Source organism: Paenibacillus thiaminolyticus (assembly GCF_007066085.1).
GTDB lineage: Bacteria > Bacillota > Bacilli > Paenibacillales > Paenibacillaceae > Paenibacillus_B > Paenibacillus_B thiaminolyticus.
This window is the reverse complement of the sequence record NZ_CP041405.1, coordinates 5,167,611-5,190,953: the sequence shown is the minus strand read 5'-3', so window position 1 is coordinate 5,190,953 and position 23,343 is coordinate 5,167,611. Positions and strand designations below refer to the sequence as shown.

At 55.4% G+C, this 23,343-nt stretch carries 21 protein-coding genes and 1 pseudogene; 6 read left to right on the top strand and 16 right to left on the bottom strand.

Annotated elements, in window-relative coordinates:
- Nucleotides 1–346 precede the first annotated feature (346 nt).
- Both ylbJ and FLT43_RS23045 read left to right on the top strand, forming a co-directional pair.
- Nucleotides 347–1,585, top strand: coding sequence for a sporulation integral membrane protein YlbJ (ylbJ, locus tag FLT43_RS23050; RefSeq protein WP_087440877.1), 1,239 nt, complete (start codon nucleotides 347–349; stop codon nucleotides 1,583–1,585).
- 105 nt (nucleotides 1,586–1,690) lie between these two features.
- Nucleotides 1,691–2,527: an NAD kinase gene (locus FLT43_RS23045; RefSeq protein WP_087440878.1), complete on the top strand. Its 837-nt coding sequence runs from the start codon at nucleotides 1,691–1,693 to the stop codon at nucleotides 2,525–2,527.
- 74 nt (nucleotides 2,528–2,601) lie between these two features.
- On the opposite strand, the gene FLT43_RS23040 is transcribed toward FLT43_RS23045, so the two are convergent.
- Nucleotides 2,602–3,168, bottom strand: a complete 567-nt coding sequence (locus tag FLT43_RS23040) for a YutD family protein (protein ID WP_087440879.1) — start codon at nucleotides 3,166–3,168, stop codon at nucleotides 2,602–2,604.
- A gap of 66 nt (nucleotides 3,169–3,234) precedes the next feature.
- Nucleotides 3,235–4,137: pseudogene (lipA, locus tag FLT43_RS23035) on the bottom strand (lipoyl synthase); the annotation flags it as partial.
- A 164-nt stretch (nucleotides 4,138–4,301) separates the two neighbouring features.
- On the opposite strand from lipA, the gene FLT43_RS23030 reads away from it, so the two are divergent.
- A complete protein-coding gene (locus FLT43_RS23030) occupies nucleotides 4,302–5,441 on the top strand; it encodes a M23 family metallopeptidase (protein WP_087440881.1) in 1,140 nt (379 codons plus the stop codon).
- Between the two features lie 415 nt (nucleotides 5,442–5,856).
- Here FLT43_RS23030 and yunB read toward each other — a convergent pair whose 3' ends face one another.
- The 5 genes from yunB to FLT43_RS23010 all read right to left on the bottom strand — a co-directional run bounded on the left by yunB (nucleotide 5,857) and on the right by FLT43_RS23010 (nucleotide 9,618).
- The gene (yunB, locus tag FLT43_RS23025) at nucleotides 5,857–6,825 is read right to left on the bottom strand and encodes a sporulation protein YunB (RefSeq protein WP_087440882.1); all 969 of its coding nucleotides are present in this window, start codon (nucleotides 6,823–6,825) and stop codon (nucleotides 5,857–5,859) included.
- 157 nt (nucleotides 6,826–6,982) lie between these two features.
- Complete coding sequence (locus tag FLT43_RS29465; RefSeq protein ID WP_127510888.1) at nucleotides 6,983–7,180, bottom strand: hypothetical protein; 198 nt, start codon at nucleotides 7,178–7,180, stop codon at nucleotides 6,983–6,985.
- A gap of 53 nt (nucleotides 7,181–7,233) precedes the next feature.
- Nucleotides 7,234–7,866 (bottom strand): hypothetical protein, encoded by a 633-nt coding sequence (locus FLT43_RS23020; protein ID WP_087440884.1) that lies wholly within the window; start codon nucleotides 7,864–7,866, stop codon nucleotides 7,234–7,236.
- A 256-nt stretch (nucleotides 7,867–8,122) separates the two neighbouring features.
- Nucleotides 8,123–8,953 carry a TrmH family RNA methyltransferase gene (locus FLT43_RS23015; RefSeq protein WP_087440885.1) on the bottom strand — a complete coding sequence of 277 codons (831 nt, stop codon included), beginning with the start codon at nucleotides 8,951–8,953 and terminating at the stop codon, nucleotides 8,123–8,125.
- Nucleotides 8,950–9,618, bottom strand: a complete 669-nt coding sequence (locus FLT43_RS23010; protein ID WP_087440886.1) for a potassium channel family protein — start codon at nucleotides 9,616–9,618, stop codon at nucleotides 8,950–8,952. Before FLT43_RS23010 ends, FLT43_RS23015 begins: the two co-directional genes overlap by 4 nt.
- Nucleotides 9,619–9,883: 265 nt before the next feature.
- On the opposite strand from FLT43_RS23010, the gene sspI reads away from it, so the two are divergent.
- Both sspI and FLT43_RS23000 read left to right on the top strand, forming a co-directional pair.
- Nucleotides 9,884–10,114 (top strand): small acid-soluble spore protein SspI, encoded by a 231-nt coding sequence (sspI, locus tag FLT43_RS23005; RefSeq protein WP_006675737.1) that lies wholly within the window; start codon nucleotides 9,884–9,886, stop codon nucleotides 10,112–10,114.
- A gap of 171 nt (nucleotides 10,115–10,285) precedes the next feature.
- A complete protein-coding gene (locus tag FLT43_RS23000; protein WP_087440887.1) occupies nucleotides 10,286–11,344 on the top strand; it encodes a MerR family transcriptional regulator in 1,059 nt (352 codons plus the stop codon).
- A gap of 96 nt (nucleotides 11,345–11,440) precedes the next feature.
- Here the strand turns inward: FLT43_RS23000 and FLT43_RS22995 are convergent, their stop codons facing one another.
- On the bottom strand, nucleotides 11,441–13,027 hold the full coding sequence (locus FLT43_RS22995; RefSeq protein ID WP_087440888.1) for a peptide chain release factor 3: 1,587 nt from the start codon (nucleotides 13,025–13,027) through the stop codon (nucleotides 11,441–11,443).
- Nucleotides 13,028–13,241: 214 nt separating this feature from the next.
- Between FLT43_RS22995 and FLT43_RS22990 the strand changes: the two genes are divergently transcribed.
- Nucleotides 13,242–14,339 (top strand): flavin-containing monooxygenase, encoded by a 1,098-nt coding sequence (locus FLT43_RS22990; protein WP_087440889.1) that lies wholly within the window; start codon nucleotides 13,242–13,244, stop codon nucleotides 14,337–14,339.
- Nucleotides 14,340–14,541: 202 nt separating this feature from the next.
- Here the strand turns inward: FLT43_RS22990 and FLT43_RS22985 are convergent, their stop codons facing one another.
- The 8 genes from FLT43_RS22985 to FLT43_RS22950 all read right to left on the bottom strand — a co-directional run bounded on the left by FLT43_RS22985 (nucleotide 14,542) and on the right by FLT43_RS22950 (nucleotide 23,203).
- Nucleotides 14,542–15,000, bottom strand: coding sequence for a hypothetical protein (locus tag FLT43_RS22985; RefSeq protein ID WP_087440890.1), 459 nt, complete (start codon nucleotides 14,998–15,000; stop codon nucleotides 14,542–14,544).
- A gap of 13 nt (nucleotides 15,001–15,013) precedes the next feature.
- Nucleotides 15,014–16,000, bottom strand: a complete 987-nt coding sequence (locus FLT43_RS22980) for an ABC transporter ATP-binding protein (protein ID WP_087440891.1) — start codon at nucleotides 15,998–16,000, stop codon at nucleotides 15,014–15,016.
- A complete protein-coding gene (locus FLT43_RS22975) occupies nucleotides 15,993–17,012 on the bottom strand; it encodes an ABC transporter ATP-binding protein (protein WP_087440892.1) in 1,020 nt (339 codons plus the stop codon). The genes FLT43_RS22980 and FLT43_RS22975 overlap by 8 nt, the downstream gene beginning before the upstream one ends.
- Nucleotides 17,013–17,069: 57 nt before the next feature.
- Nucleotides 17,070–17,915: an ABC transporter permease gene (locus FLT43_RS22970; RefSeq protein ID WP_087440893.1), complete on the bottom strand. Its 846-nt coding sequence runs from the start codon at nucleotides 17,913–17,915 to the stop codon at nucleotides 17,070–17,072.
- Nucleotides 17,916–17,920: 5 nt separating this feature from the next.
- Nucleotides 17,921–18,871: an ABC transporter permease gene (locus FLT43_RS22965; protein ID WP_087440894.1), complete on the bottom strand. Its 951-nt coding sequence runs from the start codon at nucleotides 18,869–18,871 to the stop codon at nucleotides 17,921–17,923.
- A gap of 100 nt (nucleotides 18,872–18,971) precedes the next feature.
- A complete protein-coding gene (locus FLT43_RS22960; RefSeq protein ID WP_087440895.1) occupies nucleotides 18,972–20,564 on the bottom strand; it encodes an ABC transporter substrate-binding protein in 1,593 nt (530 codons plus the stop codon).
- Between the two features lie 204 nt (nucleotides 20,565–20,768).
- Nucleotides 20,769–22,313 carry a glucose-6-phosphate dehydrogenase gene (gene zwf / locus FLT43_RS22955; protein WP_087440896.1) on the bottom strand — a complete coding sequence of 515 codons (1,545 nt, stop codon included), beginning with the start codon at nucleotides 22,311–22,313 and terminating at the stop codon, nucleotides 20,769–20,771.
- A 113-nt stretch (nucleotides 22,314–22,426) separates the two neighbouring features.
- Complete coding sequence (locus tag FLT43_RS22950) at nucleotides 22,427–23,203, bottom strand: YwmB family TATA-box binding protein (RefSeq protein WP_244194049.1); 777 nt, start codon at nucleotides 23,201–23,203, stop codon at nucleotides 22,427–22,429.
- Nucleotides 23,204–23,343 lie beyond the last annotated feature (140 nt).

Below are 23,343 nucleotides of genomic sequence, written 5' to 3'. Positions count from 1 at the left end.
TCCTTCAGCGCTTGCGTAAAATGATTAACTTTCCCAATCTTCTTCCGGTGGTCCCATTAACGACTCTCGAATGACATAGACGAAAGCGCAAACCAGGATGCCAGCAATAATGCTCATCCGTATCACCCCTAACGAACGCGTTCCATCTCTCTATACTTGTATTTTATCATAATTATTTTCAAAATAACACGAAAACATGCAAGCGTTTTCTTTACATTTTGATTACAGGAATATTGCGGAATGAAGGCACGGCGCGGCGTGACGCCTGTCATGATTGTCCCTTTCCTCTCATAAACTTGAAAGTATGGAGTGCTCATCGGCGTGACAGGAAAGGAGAGTGCTTTGTATGAACCGCAGGACAAGCCGCATCCTTCTCATGCTCCTTATCGCGGGAGTGTTGAGCGCTTTTGCGGCCCTGATGGCCATTTACCCGTCTGCCGCCCTCAGCTCGGCGGTTCGCGGCCTATCGATATGGTGGGACGTCCTGTTCCCTTCCCTGCTCCCTTTTTTCATCATCTCCGAAGCGTTGCTCGGGTTCGGCATCGTGCATTTTATCGGTGCGCTGCTCGATCCTGTCATGCGCCCGCTGTTCCGCGTCCCGGGCATCGGCGGCTTCGTTGTCGCCATGGGCTATGCGTCCGGCTACCCTGTAGGGGCCAAGCTGACGACGAGGCTGCGGGCCGATCGGCTTGTCACCCGAGAGGAGGGGGAACGGCTCATCGCCTTCACCTCCACCTCCGACCCGATATTCCTGATCGGAGCCGTAGCCGTCGGCTTTTTCGGCAATGCCGGCCTCGCCCTCATCCTGGCGGTCGCCCATTATGGCGCCGGACTCACCATCGGCATCCTGATGCGCTACCATGCGCCCGCCTCGCCGATGACCCCTTCGCCAGGTGACATGCGCCAGTTCGACAGCCCGTTGTTCCGGCGCGCGTTCCGGGCGATGCATCGGGCGAGGCAGCAGGACGGACGCCCGCTCGGCACACTGCTGCGTGAGGCGCTCGGCTCCTCGCTCCGGCTGATGACCGTAGTCGGCGGGCTCGTCGTCTTTTTCTCCGTATTGATGGAATTGCTCGCCTGTATTGGCGTCATGAATATGATCGACCGCCTGCTGCAGTCGGCCTTGGCGTTGTTCCATTTGTCGCCTGCGCTCGCATCGGCCTTCTCCGGCGGCTTGTTCGAGGTCACCCTCGGCGCGAAGGGAGCAGGCGCAGCCAACGTGGCCGGGCTTCGCTCGCAGGTGGTGGCGGCGGCCTGGATCCTGTCCTGGGCGGGACTGTCGGTTCACGCTCAGATCGCGAGCATTATGAACGAATGCGATATGCGGTACCTCCCTTTCCTTGCAGCTCGGGTGCTCCATAGCCTGTTGGCGGCGGCGGCGGCCTATTTCCTCTTCCCGCTGCTAGCGCCGTACGCCGAGGAAGCAGCGGTCTGGATCCCTTCACAGGTATGGGCCCAAGCCTACAGCCCTTGGGAGACCGCTTGGCATTCCCTGCGCGGCGGATTTTGGACGCTGCTGACGGTATGCTGCCTGCTGTTAGCCGCTTCCCTCCTGATCGTTGCCTGGCGGCGGCTGCGGACATAGCAGAAGGAGAGATTCTTGTCGAAAACACGATTGTAATCCGGCCGCGGAACGTATAAGATGGAGTTGATATGTTCCACAATACCGTTCGACAAAGGAGTCAACGCCTTGAAATATGCAGTATTGAACCGGGGAGACGAATTGTCCGTCTCTTTGACGGAGACGTTTCATCGTTTGGCTGAGGCGCGTGGACTGGTGCGAGATGACGAAGAACCGGAGATCGTTCTGTCCATCGGCGGGGACGGCACGATGCTGCAAGCCTTTCACCGCTACATCAACCGGATTGACCATACCGCCTTCGTCGGGATTCATACGGGGCATCTTGGCTTTTATGCCGATTGGAAGCCGGATGAGATCGAACTGCTCGTCCATATGATGGCGGAGAACCGTTCCAAGGATCAGATCAACCCTCGGATCGTGAGATATCCGCTCATCAAGCTAGAGCTTGACAGGGAGGATGCGGGGAAGAAGACCTATATCGCCTTGAATGAATTTACGCTGAAATGCACTGATAATACATTGGTCGCCCAGATCGACATCAATGATGAATTATTTGAAATGTTCCGCGGAGACGGAATCTGCGTATCGACGCCATCAGGAAGCACTGCCTACAATAAGAGCTTGGGCGGCGCCATGGTTCACCCTTCCATTCCGGCCATCCAATTGGCTGAGATTGCATCGATTAACAACCGGGTGTACCGGACACTCGGATCATCCTTGATCCTGCCGAAGCATCATCATTTCGACATTCGGCCCCGACAAGGACAGAACCTGCTGCTCTCTATCGATCATATTAATATCCGGCTGTCTCATCTGCGCTCGATTCGCTGCCGGGTTGCGGATCAGCGGGTCACCTTCGTCCGCTATCGGCCGTTCCCCTTCTGGAAGCGCGTCCGTGAAGCCTTCCTCGGATACGATGAGAACGGCTGCTACCCAACGAATTAGATTATCGGTACACACAACAACACCTCCCGCTTCGCATGATGCGATAAGGGAGGTGTTCATGTGTATATGCGCGATCAGGAGCGGTTGTCCTTCGGGGGACGCGGCTCCTTCGCGGATACCTTCGCGGTATCCGATCGCTTGGCTTCATTGGAATGATGGCCCCGGTTCTTGTGGCGATGGCGCGGACGCGGCTTGCGCTCCTGCATAGCCGGCTTCGCCGGAGGTTCGTCATCGGGTTCCGGGGTCGGGACTTTCGGCTGGAGCGAGATGCCTTGCTTCGTCGCGGCATCCTCCCTATTGTCCGGTGCGGCCCCGTGCGTTTCCTCTTCATCCCCGTTATCCTGGGATTGGCGATAACGCGGATCTTTGCTGCTCAATTTCTCCACGATGAAATAAGCACATCCGAAATTGCAATATTCGTTAATATAATCAACAATACCGGAGGAAGTCGTGTCCTTCGTCGACTTCGGATGATTATCCCGGAAGAAGCCTTTCAGCCGCAGCTGATTGTATCCCCAGTCGCCTACGATATAATCATACCGTTCCAGCACTTCGCTGTACCGGTCGCGGAATGCCTCCGGATTCCACGCATTCTTGTGCTCCTGAACCACTTCATATGTCTGGCCGCTAATGTGGAACATGCCCGTTCCTCCTTCCCGTAACCCCGGATTGCATCAGGGCCATGGCCTGCTTCGACAGCTATCCCGTTAGCTGCCGGTCGCTTGCGATGTGGACATGGCCTGATGGGCCGACTTCACTTGTTCATGCGCATGATACGAGCTCCGAACGAGCGGCCCCGATTCGACGTGGCTGAAGCCCCGCTTCATTCCTTCCTGCTTCAGCTCGGCGAACTGATCCGGATGATAATATTTGGCGACATCCAAATGCTTCGGCGACGGCTGCAAATATTGTCCCAGCGTCAAAATATCGCAATCAACTGCCCGCAAGTCATCCATGGCTTGCAAAATTTCATCCCATTCCTCGCCAACGCCGAGCATAATGCTCGACTTGGTCGGGATCCCAGGCTGCATCTCCTTCGCCTGACGCAGCAGTTCCAGGGAACGGGAATATTTCGCCTTGGCCCGTACCCGGTCGGACATCCGCTCTACCGTCTCGATATTATGATTCAATATATCCGGCTTCGCGTCCATCACGACACGCAGCGCTTCCCAGTTCCCCATAAAATCGGGAATAAGCACTTCTACACTGCAGAATGGCAAACGACGGCGAATCGCTCGAATCGTCTCCGCGAAGATGGAGGCGCCTCCGTCCTTCAGATCATCCCTTGCCACGGAAGTGACGACGCAGTGGCGCAAGCCCATGCGCTCGGCCGCTTCCGCTACACGTTCCGGCTCCTGCAGATCCAATTCGGTCGGCATGCCGGTGTTAACCGCACAGAAGCGGCAAGCGCGTGTGCAGATATCACCCAAAATCATAAATGTTGCGGTGCGATTGGCCCAACACTCGTAAATGTTCGGACACCGCGCCTCCTCGCATACGGTATGAAGCGTTTTTGAGCGCATCATGTCTTTGATTTCGGAATAATTTTCTCCTGTGGTCAGTTTGATGCGTATCCAGTCTGGTTTCTGCTCTTTCGTTTTCATTGAGTCATTACCTTCTTTCCGTTCGCTTTACCTTGACCTCAATTCAGTATTATACCATGAACCCTCCAAATTCCATACCTGCATGTCCCGGGTTCGGATAAAAAGCCCGTTCGTGCACATTCTATCATTAAGATCTGCATTTGGGACAGGTATAAGGAGGGAAATCACGCATGAAAAAAGCTGCCATATCATGGGCTGGCTTGGCGCTCTGGGTCGTCATCTGCTCACCGATGGACGCCTGGTCGCCAGGAAAGAAGGAGGAACTCCATCCGATTGCATCTTCAATGCCCGGCTCCGCCTCGACGACGCCTAAACCCGACACGGTGAATATATGGCGGGAACGGCGGGATTTATACGAAAAAATGGGAACCTTAACGGGCATTCCCTGGTACCGGCTTGCGGCTATCGATCAATACGAACGGACTTTGACGAAAGCCAAGCCGAAGCAGCGCCAGCATCCGGAGCGGATAACCGGTGTATTTATCGAACCGCCGAAGTGGGTTGGCATGCTCAATCCGGATTGGGAAGATCAGAACCCGGTCTCCATCTCGATGTTCAAGGGGATGGGCCGCGACGGCTCCGGAGACGGACGGGCTGATATGAACAATGACACCGACTTGCTGTACAGCGTAGCCGACCTTGTCGGCTCCTACGGCTTGAGCGAGGACGACTTCGGCACCGGACTGTGGAATTACTACGCCAACCCGCGTGCCGTGCAGCGCGTGAAGCAGTTCGCCCGTCTCTATGAACATTTCGATCAGCTTCAATTGTTCGACACGGCCTTCCCGCTTCCCGTGACCGCTGACTATTCATACCGCAGCACCTGGGGGATGGGGCGGCATTACGGAGGATTCCGCATTCACGAAGGAACCGATATTTTCGCCGGTTACGGCGTTCCTGTCCGCAGCACCTGCTACGGCATCATCGAGATCAAGGGCTGGAACCGCTACGGCGGCTGGCGGATCGGCATCCGCGACATCAACAATAATTACCATTACTACGCCCATTTGTCCGGATACCAGAAAAACATAAAAATCGGCGACATCGTCACCCCCGGACAGACGATCGGATGGGTCGGCAGCTCCGGCTATGGCCCCCCTGGGACCGCCGGCAAATTCCCGCCGCATCTCCACTTCGGCATTTACCGGGATCGGGGACTGGTGGAATATTCCTATGACCCCTACCCGCTGCTGCGGCAATGGGAGCTGTCCGACCTGCGCAAGCTGAAGGAGCGGCGCAAAACCTCTTCGCTCCCCACCAAGACCCCGTCCGCAGTCCCGGCGAACAGCAGGAAAGAGCAGCGGCGCTAAATTGATCTGTATGCTTGCCGCAAGCCGGTTATTATACGACAGCAGAACGCGATGCTTCATACCCGGTTCGGCTTGCCGACAATACCGGAGTGTGAGCCGTTACGTTCTAAAGCGATCCCGCTTCCGGATCGCTTTTTTTCCGCGTTTATGCACAAGAGGCCGGGAACCGCATTATATACCTCCACCCCTCTGATCTGCGGGGCGAGCAACCATAACGCACTTTATCCCCCTATCCCCTGATCTGTGGGGCGAGCGACCATAACGCCTCCCCCTTGCCCCTTCCTGACCAACGGGGATATTGGCCATAAGCGACTCTCCCCACATGCTTGCTCAAGGTAAGCCAGCTCAAGCAGCTGCTCCCTCTCCCCCTGCATAGCAAGAACCGGGGCTGATCCGCCCCGGTTCTCCATTCTTTTTATGGGTCTGCTGCTGACGGCGGCGGTTCGATTCCGTCGGATGGCTCGCCTGACGGCGGGACCATCTCGGTATGCGCGGGCACGCTAAGGTTGTCGTTGTCCGAAGAATTGACTGCCCCGGATGGCGGCAGGACCGGCAAGGACAGGGCGGGTGCTTTCTCACGGTTGCTTCCGACGGGCTGCCCCTTGCCATCGTAGTAGTACATGGGCACATCGCCGACGACGAGCAGATAAGAGACTGGGATTTCCGTCTCCACCACTTCAGGCTCCAGATCGAAAGGGATCACAATCGCAACTTCCTCAATGACTCTGATATATACCTCCACCAGTACCATATTGATGCCGACATCCATCGGCCGGGTGCTCAATTCGACCTTCGCTGCGCCCTGCGGCTCCATCCGGAAAGGGACCCTTGGACCGAAGGAGGCGATGAGCGGACTGCCCAACGCTTGCCCGAGCGGAATATGCTCCTTCAATTCCTGGGTCTGCTGCAGCGTCCGCTGCACGATCTCGACCGTCTCGGACGTTATCCGCATATGTTCGTTATAATTCAAGACGAAGCTCGTCACTTTGCCGCGTGAATCCGTCTTCCATTCGATCAGCTTATCCAGCTCCCGGCCCCGCATTACCTGATCGGTAATGGCTTTGTTAATCGCTTGCGTCGCTATTTGCTTGACCCGGATTTTGGCAAGATGCATAAGCGGCCCTCGTACATGCTTATCTACATACACGAACAGCTGTACCGTCAGCAGCGTCATAATAACGAGCGCAATAAACAAATATTTGCGCTTACGGCGCGGCTTGGACGGCCTCCCCCCTTGCCAAGCAGCGCCTTGGGGGGCCTTGCCGCGCAGGCTTCCGCCCCAGACTCTCCGGGGACGCCATCCCGAAGGCTTGCGCGGTTGTATCGAGATGCGCGGCAGACGCCAGCGTGTCGCTCGGAAGCCGCGGGAACGCCATCTGGCCATACCTCTCCGCTCCCCCTTTCCGGCCTCGGATATCATGGTTGGCCTGTACGATTCCAGTGTATGCGGCCATCATCCAAAAAAGAAGGACACCCTTAATGCGACTTCGTACTCCGTAACGCGCTGATGCCTATATAAGAAAATGGCCAGCCATGCGTGCTTATGGAGCAGGAAAAGGATGAACTGTAGAAGTCGGCTCGAAACCTGTCGGCTGCTGCTGTTCCAGGTGTTCAGCAAAAAGGCCGGTGCGCCGTGCACTCGGCCTTTTATGTTGAAGCTGCGCGGAACTGAAATTGGCATCTCTTGCATCCCATTTTTTAACGGTGTTTAGGACAGTGGTTGTCGTCGTTTCGTTCAAGCCACTTCCTTATACACATCCTGTTGCTCTGCGCAGCCCTATGGGAGTTATTTTCACTTACAAAACTCAATAGGGTCACAGTAATAAATACTCCTGTCTTTGCCAAGGATTACCGTAACATGCTCTTGTTGATTTTTGTCGTAAAAAGTCAGTCTAAGTTTAGAACTCCGGCTGTTTTTAATAACTAAATCAACCTCCTTTTGTTGAATTTTATCGCCAGTTTTTTTTCTTAAAAGAATTACAGTCCTGGTGTACTCATTTTTTGTTTGGTTTTTACTTTCTTTCGAATCTAATATATATGGCAAATCATTTTCTTGTATAATTTTTTGAATTTCTTTTTGTATAGACATCTGTGTTTTATGAGAGGGCGGGGTTCTAAAAAAACGACTTATGTCTGCTGAGTAAATAATAATTACTGGAGTTACAATAATAGAAATAATAAAAGTATAGAGCGCAATCATTGCTATCTCTGAGTTCTTCTTGTTCCTGTGTAAAAGAAACAGCAAAATACTATATCCAATGATAATCATCGATAGTAAAAAAATTTGTATCCCTCTGGGGCCTGGATTATAGACAATAAAGCCGGGCTCACGGAAACTCATCAAAATATTTAAGCCTAGACCACAGCTAATCACCCCGAGACCAATACTAATTAGCACCAAGAATATCTTTAAAGCAATTCTCAATTTGTATCACCTCCATAACATAATATTAAATCGGAGGAAATAATTGAAAAATGAATAGATACTCTATCTTTTTAAAGAGCATTCAACAAGTTGACGGTTACTGAGGAATCCAGCTTCTGAAAATACACTTTTTTATTTTCACCTTCACAATTTATAAGCCAAACATAAACCAAATGGCAGCAAACCCTTGAATATCAAGGAGTTTGCGCCAAAAATCAGTGTCATTTACATTACAACTCACATCAGAGCCGTCATTCTAAATTGTATAATGACGCTGGCGCATCGCCTCGTAGAGCAGCACAGTCGTCGCCATGGCGACATTCAGCGATTCGGCCTGGCCGCGCATCGGAATAATCAAGGTATCGTCGACGAGAGCTTGTACGGCCGGTGATACGCCTTGGCCTTCATTGCCGACGATGAGCCAGAGCGGCTGCCGGTAATCGTAACCGTAGCAGGAATGCGAAGCCTGCAGACTCGTGCTGGCCAGCCGCATCCCGTGCGCCTTCGCTTCGGGAAGCAGGGACTGCAGATCGGCCTCGACTACCGGGAGATGGAAGAGCGAGCCCATCGTCGAGCGCACCGTCTTGGCGTTATACACGTCCACCGTTCCCCGGCCCAGGACGACCCCCGTCGCCCCGACAGCGTCGGCCGAGCGGATGATCGTGCCCAGATTGCCGGGATCCTGCACCCCGTCTACCGCCACCACGAGCGGCATGAACGCGCCGAAGAGAGCTCCCGGATCGAGTGCCGGCTTGCGCACGACCGCGATGACCGGCTGTGGGGTCTCCGTCTCGCTCAGCTTGCGAATAATGGCATCCGTGACGCCGATCCACTCCGGCTGCTCGCCGTCTGCTGTCGCGGTTCGCGACGCATCTGCATACGGAAGCAACTCGGCTGGGACATCGCGCGCTTCATCGCACAGGACGGCCTCTACCGGGGCACCAGAGGCTAGCGCTTCCTGCACGAGATGGATGCCTTCCACGAGGAAGCATCCTTCCTGCTTCCGGCCTTTGCGTTCCCGCAGTGACGCCCATCGCTTGACGCGGGGATTATGAACGGAAGTAATCGTCTCAGTTCGATTCATCATGATTCGGCATACGCCAGTTCCAGGTTTTTCAGATGATTATTCTGCCCCACGATAACCAAAATATCCCCATCCTTAATCCGGTCTTCCGCATACGGCGAAATATTCGTCTTGCCGTTGTTCTTAATGGCCATGACGTTACACCCGAAGCGGGCACGGATATCCAATTCCTTCAAGTTCTTGCCTATCATAAGCGAGGAAGCCCGCATCTCTACAATCGAATGGTCCTCCGACAGCTCGATATAGTCCAAAATATTCGGTGAAATCAAATGATGCGCCACCCTTGCTCCCATATCCCGCTCCGGGAATACCACTTTATCGGCGCCTATTTTGCTCAATACTTTGCCGTGCAGCTCGTTCTGCGCCTTGACGACAATCATCGGTACGCCCAGATCCTTCAAAATCAGCGTCGTCAGAATGCTGGACTGAATATCTTGTCCGATCGCGACGACTACGACATCGAAGTTGCGGATACCGAGGGCGCGGAGCGCATCTTCATCCGTCGAGTCCGCCGAGACGGCATGCGTTACGATGTTCATGACTTCCTGTATCTTCTGCTCACTGGAGTCGATGGCCAGCACCTCGAAATTCATGTTGCTCAAATTTTGGGCGACGCTGGAGCCGAATCGTCCCATCCCAATAATCGCAAATTGCTTTTTAGCCGTCATACTATCACCTTCCCCATTCGTCCGACACTGCTTATTCTTTCTCAATTATACCACGCCCATCCAGCGAGATGAAGGGATCCCCCGTCCCCGTCCGTATGAGGGTCACCCAATTGGGGAACGTTATACGCGAAGTGCCGGTTCGCCGTCTGTCAGTCGATAGTGTATCCCGATGGATGTCTGGCTTATATGCCAAGTCATCCCTCTGGGTGGCGCTGCGAGGGGGATAGATACGTAACCGGCACTGTAAGGAAGGAGGGAGCAGCCGATGGCCGTCACACTTAACTTACGCCAGGCGATTGTGCAGAAAGTGTCCAATAAGCCGGATAAGGATGTCATTGACATGATCGAAGGCTCTATCGATTATGATGAGCGGGCGCTTCCCGGTCTTGGCGTTCTATTCGAATTAATCTGGAAGGAAAGCGACAGCGAGCTGCGTCAGCAGATGGTGGATACGCTGCAGCATAAGCTGCATCAAGACGATCAGCCGCGCGCCTGATGGAATGCAAAAACGCGAATCTGCCGGACTCCCCGAGACGGATTCGTGTTTTTGCGCTGCTTTCCGAGCATGTCAGGGCACGCTTCCAACCTTTTAAGAGAGGAAATTAAAATAGAGACTTTACTTTAACGCGGCGTCAAGCGTTACAATACATCTGAAAGGAGCTGGCCTATGAAAATTCAGGAAGCGGCCGATCGGCTCGGCTTGACGACGCGGGCGATTCGTTTTTATGAGCAAAAGGGGTTGCTGTCCCCAGCCAAGCAGGAGGACAACGGGTACCGCGTCTTCCGGGAGGAGGATATTGAGCGTCTGCGCATGATTGCTGCGCTGCGCGAGCTGAATCTGCCGCTTGATCAGATTCGGGAATGTCTTGACGAGGCGCTCGATGGGCGTCTGGCGGCGCTGCGCCCTTATCTCAATCAGCAAATGCAGCAGTTAGCGCTGCAGTATACGGAGCTGCAGCGTCTGCTGGGCATGCTGCGCCGTCTATTGGACAGAGAGGATACCGAACAGGAGGGGGAAAAGATTGTGAGTCAATTACATCATATCGGGGAACAGTCGCAGCGCTTTGAGAAGCTGCGCGCGGAGTGGCGCGATCGGTGGAATTTCGATGCGCAGGCAAGCCGCTACGATGAAGCCGTAGCGAACAATACGGATTCCTTGCGGGTACATGCCGATTACGACAACATATTGGACCGGGTGACGCGGGAGACTGCGCCCCGCCAGGGAGAAAGCGGGCTGGAGCTCGGCGTCGGCACAGGCAATCTGGCTGGACGCTTCCTCCGCGAAGGGGCGGCCATGACAGGCATCGATCAATCTGATGCCATGCTGGAGCAATGCCGCGGGAAATACCCGGCCGTTCGTCTGTTGAAGGGCAATCTGATGGCCATTCCGCTGGCGGACGTCGCCTTTGATTTCATCGTATCGACCTATGCGCTGCATCATCTCACCGATGATCAGAAGGAGATTGCATTCGAGGAGATGGGCCGGCTGCTCCGCCCCGGCGGACGGATCGTCATCGCCGATCTGATGTTCACGGATAACGAGCATCGTGATGCGTTCCTTGACGAACTCAACGCACGCGGTGACCAAGCCTCCGTCGAGGCCGTACTCGATGAGTACTTCGCCGACCGTTCCCGGCTTATTCGCTGGCTGGAGCAGCACCGCTATGAGGTGAGAGCCGAGCAGTTGAACCATCTCCTGCACCTGCTCGTTATCCGCAAGCCGTGACACGGGAATTCAGCAATCATCCGCTGATCGACAGAACCCCCTCATCATCTTGAATGAGGGGGTTCGCTAATTCTTGGAATACCAATCTGTTACGTGTTACGGCGCCGTCTCCAGGAAATTCAATTCCGGCATTTTGTCCATTGCCGTGCGCATCGCATATTCATTTTCGAACAAGGCGACGAAGTTGCCGGACTTGTCTTTGACGAGCTGCGAATTGATGCGGAATTTGGACGGATCGATATTCGGTCCCGTCACCCATCTCGCGAATTGGTAAGGCAGCTTCATCAACTGCACGTCGACCCCGTACTCCGCCTTCATCCGATACTCGAACACCTCGAACTGAAGCTGGCCGACAACGCCCAGTATCGTCTCCTCGAAGACGCTCGCGGAATGGAACACCTGAATCGTTCCTTCCTCAGTCAACTGGTCGACGCCCTTCTGGTACTGCTTATGCTTGAGCGCGTTTTTGACCGTGACGCGAGCAAAAATTTCCGGCGAGAAAATCGGGAGCTCGTCGAATGTGACGACCCCTCCCTGGCTCAAGCTGTCCCCTATGCGGAAGATGCCTGGATCGAACAGCCCGATAATATCGCCAGGATAGGCTTCCGTTACGATATCCCGGTCCTGGGCGAGGAATTGCTGCGGCTGCGACAGCTTGATGTCTTTGCCGACGCGCACATGCTTGACGCTCATCCCCCGCTCGAACTTCCCGGAGCAGATACGCAGGAACGCAATCCGGTCGCGGTGGGCCGGGTTCATGTTCGCCTGAATTTTGAACACGTAACCCGTGAACTTCTCATTCGTCGGCTCGATCGGGCCTTCCGTCGATTGACGCGAAGCCGGCTTCGGCGCCAATTGGAGGAAGTTCTCCAGGAAGGTCTGCACACCGAAGTTATTGATCGCGCTGCCGAAAAAGACCGGAGTCAGCTCGCCCCGCTTCACTTTCTCATAATCGAATTCGTCTCCGGCTACGTCCAGCAGCTCCAACTCCTCGCACAACTGGTCATGCAAATGCTCTCCCGCTATATCCCGGATGACCGGATCGCGGTAATCATCTACTTTCTCCACCTTAATGACCGAATGGTCGTCGCCCTGGAACAGCTCCACTTGCTTCTTCATGCGGTCGTACACGCCGCACAGCTGGCGTCCCATGCCGATCGGCCAGTTCATCGGAACCGAACGGATGCCCAGCACTTGCTCAATCTCTTCCATCAGCTCGAACGGATTCCGTCCTTCGCGGTCCAGCTTGTTGATGAACGTGAAGATCGGGATGCCCCGCTTCGCGCAGACCTGGAACAGCTTAATCGTCTGATTCTCGACGCCCTTCGCCACGTCGATCAGCATGACCGCGCTGTCGGCGGCCGTCAACGTCCGGTACGTGTCCTCACTGAAATCCTGGTGGCCCGGGGTATCAAGAATATTGATACGATGGCCGCTATAGTCGAACTGCATGACGGACGACGTAACCGAGATGCCGCGCTGCTTCTCGATTTCCATCCAGTCGCTCGTCGCATGCTTGCTCGCTTTGCGGGCTTTGACGGTTCCCGCGAGGCGGATCGCTCCCCCGAACAGGAGCAGCTTCTCTGTCAAGGTCGTCTTCCCGGCGTCCGGGTGGGAGATGATCGCGAAGGTGCGCCGCTTCTCCACTTCTTGCTTCAATTCTTCAGATAATGATTTGCTCATTAGACATAGCCCTCTCATCTAAAATCACGTATTCGTTATTGTATCACAAAACAGGGATGCCCATAAATGGACAATGCACACATCTTTTGCGATATCGGCAAAAATATTTTCATGGGAGCGCCAAATATAATATTTTTCTGCCCTCTATATTCAAACATTAGTTTGAATGTTATAATGATGGCATCCTACCACTTATAACCGAAAGGGGATTGCCATGGAAGCAACACAGGCGCAGCAATATGTAGACGTGCTCATCATCGGGGCAGGGCAAGCCGGACTGGCGCTCGGGGCCGAATTGATCCGGCGTCAGCCCCGCCTCTCGCTGCTGCTGCTCGAGCGGCATTCCCGAATTGGCGACAATTGGCGCGAACGCTATGATTCTCTCGTCCTGTTCACGCCGCGGAAATATAGCGAATTACCGGGACTTCCGCTGCCAGGCGATCCGGAAAGCTTTCCGGGACGGGACGAGATTGCCGATTATTTGGAGCGCTATGCGCAGCATGGGAAGCTGCCCGTGCGGTTGGAAAGCACCGTCGAACAGGTCGCGGCGGCTGCAGACGGCAGCTGTGGCCCGCCCTCGTTCCTAGTCACGCTCCGGGGTCAGGAGCAGCCGCTGCGCTGCCGGAAGCTGGTTGTGGCCTGCGGCCCCTTCCGCAATCCATATATACCGGAATGGGCCGCATCGCTTGGCAGCGGCATTGCCCAGCTCCATTCCAGCCAATATCAGCGGCCATCGCAATTGCCTGACGGGCCGGCTCTTGTCGTCGGCGGAGGCAATTCCGGAGCCCAGATTGCGTTTGAACTGTCGCAGAGCCGCATGACGGTATTGTCCGCTCGCGGACCGGTCCGGCACTTGCCGCTGCGGCTGCTGAACCGGAGCACCTTCGAATGGATGGACCGGCTCACCCTGCTGCATGCGCCGGCGGGCGGCAAGCGGGCAGGATGGCTGCGGAGAAAGGGAGATCCGATCTTCGGATACGAGCTGCGGGATGCGGTCCATGCCGGGCGGATTCGGCTGTTCCCGGAAGCGGTCGGCAGCGGGGAAGACGGCGCCGCCGTGCTGTTCAAGGATCATGCCTCCTTCCGGCCAGCGGCCATCGTCTGGGCGACCGGCTTCCGGCCGGATTATCGCTGGCTCCATGTTCCGGGAACGCTGGACGCTCGCGGCCACCTCATCTATCATGGACATCGCACGCCGGCCGCCGCTCTGTACGTCATTGGCATGCCGTGGCAGCAGGCGCGCAGTTCGGCTCTCCTCTGCGGAGCCGGACGAGATGCCCGGCTGCTAGCCGTCGAGCTTCTCCGGGATTGAACTTCCCGCGGCGGCTGACATGGACTGGCATGAGACTGGCATGACGACCTTAGCCGCAACAGATCTTCCCGCTGCCGCCCAACGGGTTGCCTAACACAGCGCAAGCCGCCTGCATCTCCCTCTGCGGAGACACGGGCGGCTTGTTCGCTTTTCTCGTCCCTATCTTCTCTACTAATGACTGATTATATCTTGCTCTTATTCCTTACTGCAGCCCGCTCAAGGCCCGCACGGACAGCGTAACCGTCCGCTTCGGCCCGGATGCCTCTCCCTCTTCGAGGATAACCCAATTCGCGGCCAGCCCGGAGCGAAGCGCCTCCAGGTCCGCTTCAGACAGCGTCAGCCCGGTATATTTCCCTTCTCCCCGGGTGAAATCGATACCTTCCTCGATGCCGAAGCGCGTTTCCAGCCATATTTTCAATCCGTTCATCGTATTGAACGTAATGCGGTAGCCTTCCGCGACCGCCTGTTCCAACAACTCGCCATGCTCAGCGGCATACGTCAGAAAATCATCGTACGTATACCACTCCTCATTCACCTTCGTCAGCGGGCTAACGTCGCCGGAGCGAATGATGCCCAGCAACTGCTCGTCCGTAAATCCTTTGCGCCGGGCGCGTTCCAGCAGAATCGCCGTGTTTTGCGACAACCGTGCCTCGTTCCCCATTGTCCCTGCCTCCTTATTTCTCTTCATATAAATGACAAGCCGCAAAATGTCCCGGCGAGATCTCCTTCCATTCCGGCTCCTGCTGACGGCATCGATCCGTGGCGAACGGACAGCGCGAGGCGAAGCGGCAGCCGGCCGATCCCGCCAACGGGCTCGGCAGATCGCCTTCGAGCATCGTTCCGGCGCCGCTGGCCGCATTCGGATCCGGCACCGGGATAGCCGCCAGCAATGCTTGCGTATACGGATGAGCCGGATGATTGTACAATTCATCGCTCGGCGCCAGCTCGACCAGCTTGCCCAGATACATGACGCCGATGCGGTCGGAAATATGGCGCACCATGGACAGATCATGGGCGATGAACAGATAGGTCAATCCGAACTCCGCCTGCAGATCCTCCAGCATATTGACCACCTGCGCCTGCACGGATACGTCCAGTGCCGAGATCGGCTCGTCGCACAGAATGAACTCCGGCTTGACGGACAAGGCGCGCGCGATGCTGATCCGCTGCCGCTGGCCGCCGCTGAATTCATGCGGATACCGTTCCGCATGCTCGGGCTTCAGCCCGACCTTGTTCAGCAGCTCCAGCACCGTCTCCCGCCGCTCGTCCTTCGTGCCGAAGCCGTGAATCTCCATCGGCTCGCTAATGAGCTGGGTCACGTTCATGCCCGGATTCAACGATGAATACGGATCCTGGAAAATCGTCTGCATCCGCTTGCGGAACGGCTTCAGCTCCCGTTCGCTCAGATGAGCCAGATCGGTGCCGTCGAACCGAATCTCGCCTGCGGTCACATCGTACAGGCGGACGATGGAGCGGCCTGTTGTCGACTTGCCGCAGCCGGATTCGCCCACGAGCCCGAACGTCTCTCCGCGCCGAATCTGGAAGCTGACATCATCGACCGCCTTCAGCGTCTGCTTGTTTTTACCGAACAGCCCTTTCGCGGTATAAAAATACTTTTTCAAGCCCCGCACATCCAGCAGCGCCTGGTCCGGCTTACTCATGCTGCCCCACCTCCTCTGGATTGACCGCCTCCAGCGTAACGCCCAGCGCATCCTGCTGCAGCCAGCAGAGCGAACGATGGCCCGTCTCTGTTACCGCATAAGGGGGCAGCTGCCGGCATTGCTCCATCGCATGCGGGCACCGGTCCTGGAACGGACAACCCCCGGGCGGATGCAGCAGATTCGGCGGCGTGCCTTCAATGCTGAAGAGCCGTTCCCGCTCCCCATCCGTCACCTTCGGGATCGAGCGCAGCAGCCCTTGCGTATACGGATGCATCGGCCGCTCGAAAATATCATGGACCGTGCCCTCTTCCATAATCAGGCCGCCATACATGACGACGACACGAGTGCATACTTGGGCCACGACGCCCAGATCATGGGTGATCAGGAGAATCGCCGTGTTGGTCGTATCCCGAAGCTGCTTCATCAGGCCGAGAATCTGAGCCTGGATGGTCACGTCCAGCGCCGTCGTCGGCTCGTCGGCGATGAGCAGCTCCGGCTGGCAGGAGAGCGCCATCGCGATCATCGCCCGCTGGCGCATTCCGCCGCTGAATTCATGCGGATACTGATCGATCCGCTCCTCCGGCGAAGGGATGCCGACTTTGCGGAGCAGCTCGATCGCCTCGGCGCGGGCCGCCTGCTTGCTCAGCTTCTTATGCCGCTGCAGCACCTCGATGATCTGGGCCCCGACCTTGACGACCGGGTTCAAGGATGTCATCGGGTCCTGGAAAATCATCGCAATGCGGTTGCCCCGAATCTGCCGCAGCCGCTTCTCCGGCAGGGCGAGCAGATTCTCGCCCCGGTACAGGACTTCCCCCTCTCGGATGACGCCCGGAGGCGGAATCAGGCCGATAAGCGACTTGGCCGTCACGCTTTTGCCGCTTCCCGATTCGCCGACGATGCCGATGACCTCGCCCTCGCGCACATCGAAGCTGACGCCGCGGACGGACTGCACTTCGCCGTCCCGGGTCATGAACGATGTTCTCAATTGTCGGACGGACAGCAATTCAGTCATTGGTCCCACTCCCGTTCTCTGTGAATTCCATAGCCCTTCTCCATCTGTCTTCCATCATTACCTCTTGTTCGCCTTCGGCTCGAATGCGACGCGGAACACATCGCCCAGCACGTTGAAGGAGAGGACCGTCAGCAAGATGAACAAGCCCGGGAACAAGGCCAGATAAGGCGCTTCTCCGATAAATCCTTGCGCATTGTTCAGCATGCTGCCCCAGGACGAATTCGGCTGCTGGATGCCCAGGCCGAGGAAGCTGAGCGAAGATTCCATCAAGATCGCCGAGGCGATGTTAATCGTCGCGGCCACGATAATCGTAGACATAATATTGGGCACAATATGCTTCAAAATAATAGCGAGCGTATTCTGTCCCGATACCCGGGCATAGAGCACATATTCCCGCTCCTTGACCGACAGCGTCTCCGCCCGCACGATCCGGGCGATATTCATCCAGCTGAGCATGCCGATAATGAGAATAATCGTCGTAATGCCCGGCTTGAGATACGCGTTAAGAATCAGCATTAAGAAAAAAGACGGAATCGACATCAAAATGTCGACCATCCGCATCAGCACATTATCGATCCAGCCGCCAAAATAACCGCTCACCGTACCGACGGCGGTGCCGACGATAACAGCGATCGCCATCGCCAGGAAGCCCACGCTGAGCGAGACGCGTCCGCCGTAGAGCGCCCGCGCCAAATAATCGCGGCCGTAATCATCCGTTCCGAACCAGTGCGCGGCGCTGGGCGGCAGCAGCCGCTCCGTCACGACGATCTTGTTCGGGTCGTACGGCACAAGGAAGGCGAAGATCGCGGCGAGTGCAAAGACGGCAAGGAGAATGATCGCGGCAATGGCGGCCTTTTGCTCTTTCACTTGGGTAAGTACGTTACGCCATTTCATTCGGTTCATCACAATCACCTCATCGTCTTAATGCGCGGATCGACTACGCCATACAGAACGTCCGCGGCCAGATTCCCGATCACGAGCATGACCGACGAGAACATCGTTATCCCCATAATGACGGGATAATCCAAGGCGAACACGGCGGTAATTCCGAGCGATCCCATGCCAGGCCAGGAAAATACCGACTCAGTGATGAACGCCCCGGCGATCAATTCCGGGAAGGACATCCCGAGAATCGTAATAATCGGGAGCAGCACGTTCTTGAGCACATGGCGCCGCAGGACCGTGCCTCGCGTCGAGCCGTAGGCATATTGAATCTGCACATAATCCTCTTCCAGCTGCGAGATCGTATTCGATCGGACATAGCGCATATAGACGGAGACGTTCATGAAGCAGAGCACGGTGCACGGCAGGATGCCATGCTTCAGCACATCCCACACCGAGTCGACGCCGATGGTCCGCATTCCCATACTCGGCAGCCAATTGAGCTGGACGGCGAACAAATAGATCAGCATGATCCCGAACCAGAAGCTCGGGATCGAGATTCCGATATACGATACAAGCCCGAGCGCACGATCGACCGGGCGGTTTTTCCGGGAAGCCGCGTACATGCTAAGCGGCACGGAGATAAGCAAAGACAACAAGAGAGCCGCCCCCATTAAGCCAATCGTGGCCGGAAGACGCTCCACAATCAGCGTCAGCACAGGCCGGTGACTGGTCAGGGAGTAGCCTAGATTGCCCATGAACACATTTTTCAGCCAGATCCAATATTGCATATAGACCGGAAGGTTCAAGCCGAGACTTTCCCTTATCCGTTCCACGTCTTCCTTGTTCATATCGGGCGTCACGAACGAATTGACCGGATCTCCCGGAGCCAGCTTAATCAGCGCGAACGACACGATAGAAATGAAGAATAATAGCGGTATGGCTTGAAGAACGCGTCGCACGATATATTTCTGCACACAGGTTCCCTCCGAAAGAGCGCTTGAAACGATAACGTTTCAAGCGCCCGCGAATTCTCGATTCAATTCCCGCTACCTTATGATGATCGGTTCCGAGAGATTACTTCACATAAATTTTGGACAAATCCTCGAACATAACAACCGGCTTCGGAATGGCTTCTTCCAACCCGCCGTAGCGCTTGTCTACCGCCACGATCGCTTTACCGTACGCGATTGGGTACACGGTCATCTCGTCTGCGACAGTTTGCTGGATCTGCTTGTACAGCTCGCCGCGCTTCGTTTTGTCCATTTCGACGGCCGCTTGGTTCCACAGCGCATCGAAGTCCGAATTTTTATAATGAGCATAGTTGTAAGCCGCATCGCTCATATAGAGCGATTTGTATGCATCCGGCTCGTAGCCCATAATATAGCCGCCGAACGAAATATCATAGCTCGTGTTGTTCATGTCGAGCGACATATTGCCGAAAGCCGCGATATCGAGCGCCATCAGTTCCACGTCGATGCCGACTTCCTTCAACTGCTGCTGAATATACAGCGCTTTGCTGGTCTGTGGCTTGTTCGAGTTCACATACGCGAGACGCAGCTTCAGGTTGCTGACGCCAGCTTGCTGGAGCAGCTCCTTCGCTTTCTCCACATTGTAATCGTAGGTGGCGACATCCGTCGTCTGATACAGCGTGTCCGGCGTGAAGATCGAAGCGGCCGGTTCCGCGAATTCCGTCGAGCCGAAGGCTGCCGTAATCATTTCTTCCTTATTCAAGGCGTACGCAATAGCTTGGCGCACTTCCTTCTTCTTCATCACATCGACGTTCTGGTTGAACACCATATAGATAAGGCGTCCTTCCGGATACGTCACCAGATTGAATTTGCCGGTGTTGTCGAGCTTGGCATAGTCAACGGAGTCGATCATGCGCATTTGCAGCTCGCCGTTCTGAAGGGCCAGGTTGGCGGAGTTCGAATCCTTCGCCACGCGGTAGGTTACCGAATCCAGATACGCCTTGCCGGCAAAATAATCGTCGAACCGCTCCAGCGTCACATATTCACCTGCGCGGTATTCCTTAAATTTGAACGGACCCGATCCGATAGGTTGGTCGTTCTTGCTGCTCTTCTCCAGATCCGCTTCACCCTCGAACACATGCTTCGGAATTGGCTTGAAATTGGCCAGTACACCTTCGAACGAAGCCGATTGCTGCGGAAGCACGAATTCCACCGTCAGATCATCCACTTTTTTCGCCGTCAGCGGCTTGCCATTGAATACATAGTTAGCCCGATCCGAGCTGTGCTGCTTCTCATCCAAAATGCTGTTCATCGTAAAGACGACATCGTCCGCCGTCAGTGGCTGCCCGTCATGCCATTGCAAGCCTTCGCGCAGCTTCAGCGTATACGTCAGCGAGTCCTCCGAAGGAGTCAAGCTTTCGGCCAGGACGAATTTCTTCTCGCCGTTATCGATATGATATAAAGGAGCGAACAACGATTGGTTAATGGTCAATGTTACCCGGTCCCCGGCATAGACAGGATTCATCACTCGCGGATCATCCTGAACCGCGATAATGATGCTGCCGCCGCTCTTCGGCTCTCCTCCCGTATCGGTGCCGGAAGCCGTATCTGGAGCCGGCGTCTGGCTGCCACCGCAGGCGCTGACCACCGCAACGACTAAAGATAATAAGAGTGCGAGCCATAACTTGTTGCGTTTCATGTCGATTCCCCCCGAAAATTGTAACACACTTTATATTTTATAGTATAACTATCTTTTGATAGAACACAATCTTTTTTTCCGAGTGAATTTATAGGAATATTATATTTTAATCTAGTAATCTGGAAAAGCTATGAACGACTCAACCCGCTTTGGCCTAAAAAAACTGTGCTCCCGTCGGGAGCACAGCCTTCTCTTATTGTTGATTTACTTATTCCATATGACCTGGCTTTCCTCTTGTCCATTCACCGGCCACCACTGGAAGCCGTCTTCGGCCAACAGCTTGTCGGCTTGCTCCGGTCCCCAAGACCCTGCCGGATACAGATGCAGGTCTTCGCTGGATGCCTTCCAGGCTCCGGCGATCTTGTCGACGAACGACCAGGCCGATGCCACTTCATCCCACCGGGTGAAATAAGTGGAGTCGCCGCGCGCCGCGTCGAAGATAAGCCGTTCATAGGCTTCCGGCGTATTGATGCCGACCATGCAGCTCTGGCAGAAATCCATCGCGAGCGGCTGCACGCTGGCGTCGGCTCCCGGCTTCTTGCCATTGATCTTGACATAAATGCCTTCCATCGGGTTCACCCGAATGACGAGCAGATTCGGTTCCAGCTTATGCTTTTGCGACAGATAGACGTTCGTCGGCATGTTCTTGAACTCCACGACGACCTCGGTCGTTTTGACCGGAAGCCGCTTCCCGGTGCGAATATAGAAGGGAACGCCTGCCCAGCGGAAGTTGTCCACATAGAGACGGGCCGCGAAGTACGTTTCCGTGACGGAAGCAGGGTTCACTTTCTCTTCTTCCCGGTACGCCGGCAGCGGCTTGCCGTTCAACGCGCCGGCCGCATATTGGCCGCGCACGACATTGCGCATCACGTCGTCGGCATTCTCGAATTGGCGCAGAGAGCGAAGCACCTTCACCTTCTCATCGCGAATATCTTCCGGATGGAGCCGGCTAGGCGCTTCCATCGCGATCATCGTCAGCATTTGCAGCATATGGTTCTGGGCCATATCGCGCAGCGCTCCAGCATGATCGTAATAGCCGCCGCGCTCTTCGACGCCGACCGTCTCGGCCAGCGAAATCTGGATATTGGCGATGTGCTTATTGTTCCACAATGGCTCAAAGAAGGCATTCGCGAATCGAATCACTTCAATGTTCTGGACCATCTCTTTGCCCAAATAGTGATCGATGCGGTAGATCTCTTCTTCCTTGAACACATGGCTCAATTCTTCGTTCAATTTCTGAGCCGACGGCAAATCATAGCCGAACGGCTTCTCAATGACCAGTCGATGCCAGCCTTCGCTGTCGAGCATTCCGCCGTCGCGCAGGTTCAATGAGACGCTGCCGAACAGTTCAGGCGCCAGCGCCAAGTAGAACAGGCGGTTGCCCGGGATATTGAATTCCCGTTCAATATGCTCGGTCTGTATCCGTAATTCCTTGAAGCGCTCCACATTGTTGATGTCAAGCGGTTTGTATTCGAAATGCTGCGCAAAGCGGCTCCAAACTTCATCATTTGGAATCGGATAACGACAAAATTCTTCAATGGACGCGCGCACATCATCGCGAAACTCATCATTCGTACGTCCACGGCGGGCCAAGCCGATGACAGCAAACCGCTCACCTAATTTGCCTTCGTGATATAAGCTGTAAATGGCAGGAAACAATTTGCGGCGTGCCAAATCACCGGTCGCGCCGAATATAAAAAAGACGGCGCCTTCAGCCAGTTGGGATTCTTGGTTATGCATCACAGTCATCTCTCTCCATCATCCTTACACTCTGTTATAGACTTGACATCACACATTTCGAATGTGATGACATTTTAGCATACTTGTCAGATTGACGCCACGGGTTAGCGAAAAAGGTCGAATCAATACTCCCCCGCGATAAGCGGCGTGCCAAAAGACAACCGTGTCTCTCCACGTTCCCGATCCTCATGGGCCGCAACCTGCAGATTGGCCTGCCGCCCCTTCATGGCGACGCCGGCCCCCATATAGTCCGTCTCATACGTCACGCTGATCGTGCGGTCATCTTCATACCGGTCGAGCGGTACGGCCGTTCCCCACTCCGCCAATGCCTTCTCCGCTGCTGCGAAGCCGTCGGTCAAGGAAGCCCCTGTTGCCGCACGGACGGTCGCGTTCCAATCGGCCCCAATCTTCGCTTCCCCAAGCTGGCGCAGCAGCCGCTCCGCTTCTTCCGCCGTACGGGCCATGCCTCCTTTCGCTTCCGCCGACAATTTGACCGTATAATAAATCCGCCCGTCGTTCTCCTGGAACAACAGCACATCCCCTTGATAGGGTGCCGTATTATACGTCCCGCGATACACTTTCCTTCCCCGTTCCTGCCTAGGGTCGAGAGTGCTCATGATGCCTGCTTCCCGCCGCCAGCGGTCTACTTCGGCCGCCAGTCCTTCTTCAGCGAGAAAGCTGCCCTGAACCGTTATCGCGGAGCTGAACTTCCGCTCTCCGCTCAATTCTGCCAGCACCCACAACATTTGCAGCCGCTTCGCCACCTCTGACGATGCCGGCGCAATCGCGGATGGGGCCGGCTTCCAGGCATCGCTGCTCCAGGCGGCTGCGACAGCGCCGCACAACGCCAACAGAAGCAATCCAATGACCGGAGTCTTCGTTCTGCGAACCAGTCTCACCGTAACCGCCTCCATATTCATATGGATAATTGATTCACCGATAGGGAGCACATTCCATGCTGCAAAATTAGGCGCTTCTCTCCTAGGTCAATGTCCATGCGCCAATATCCTCCAATGAATAGACTGATGACAGAACATTC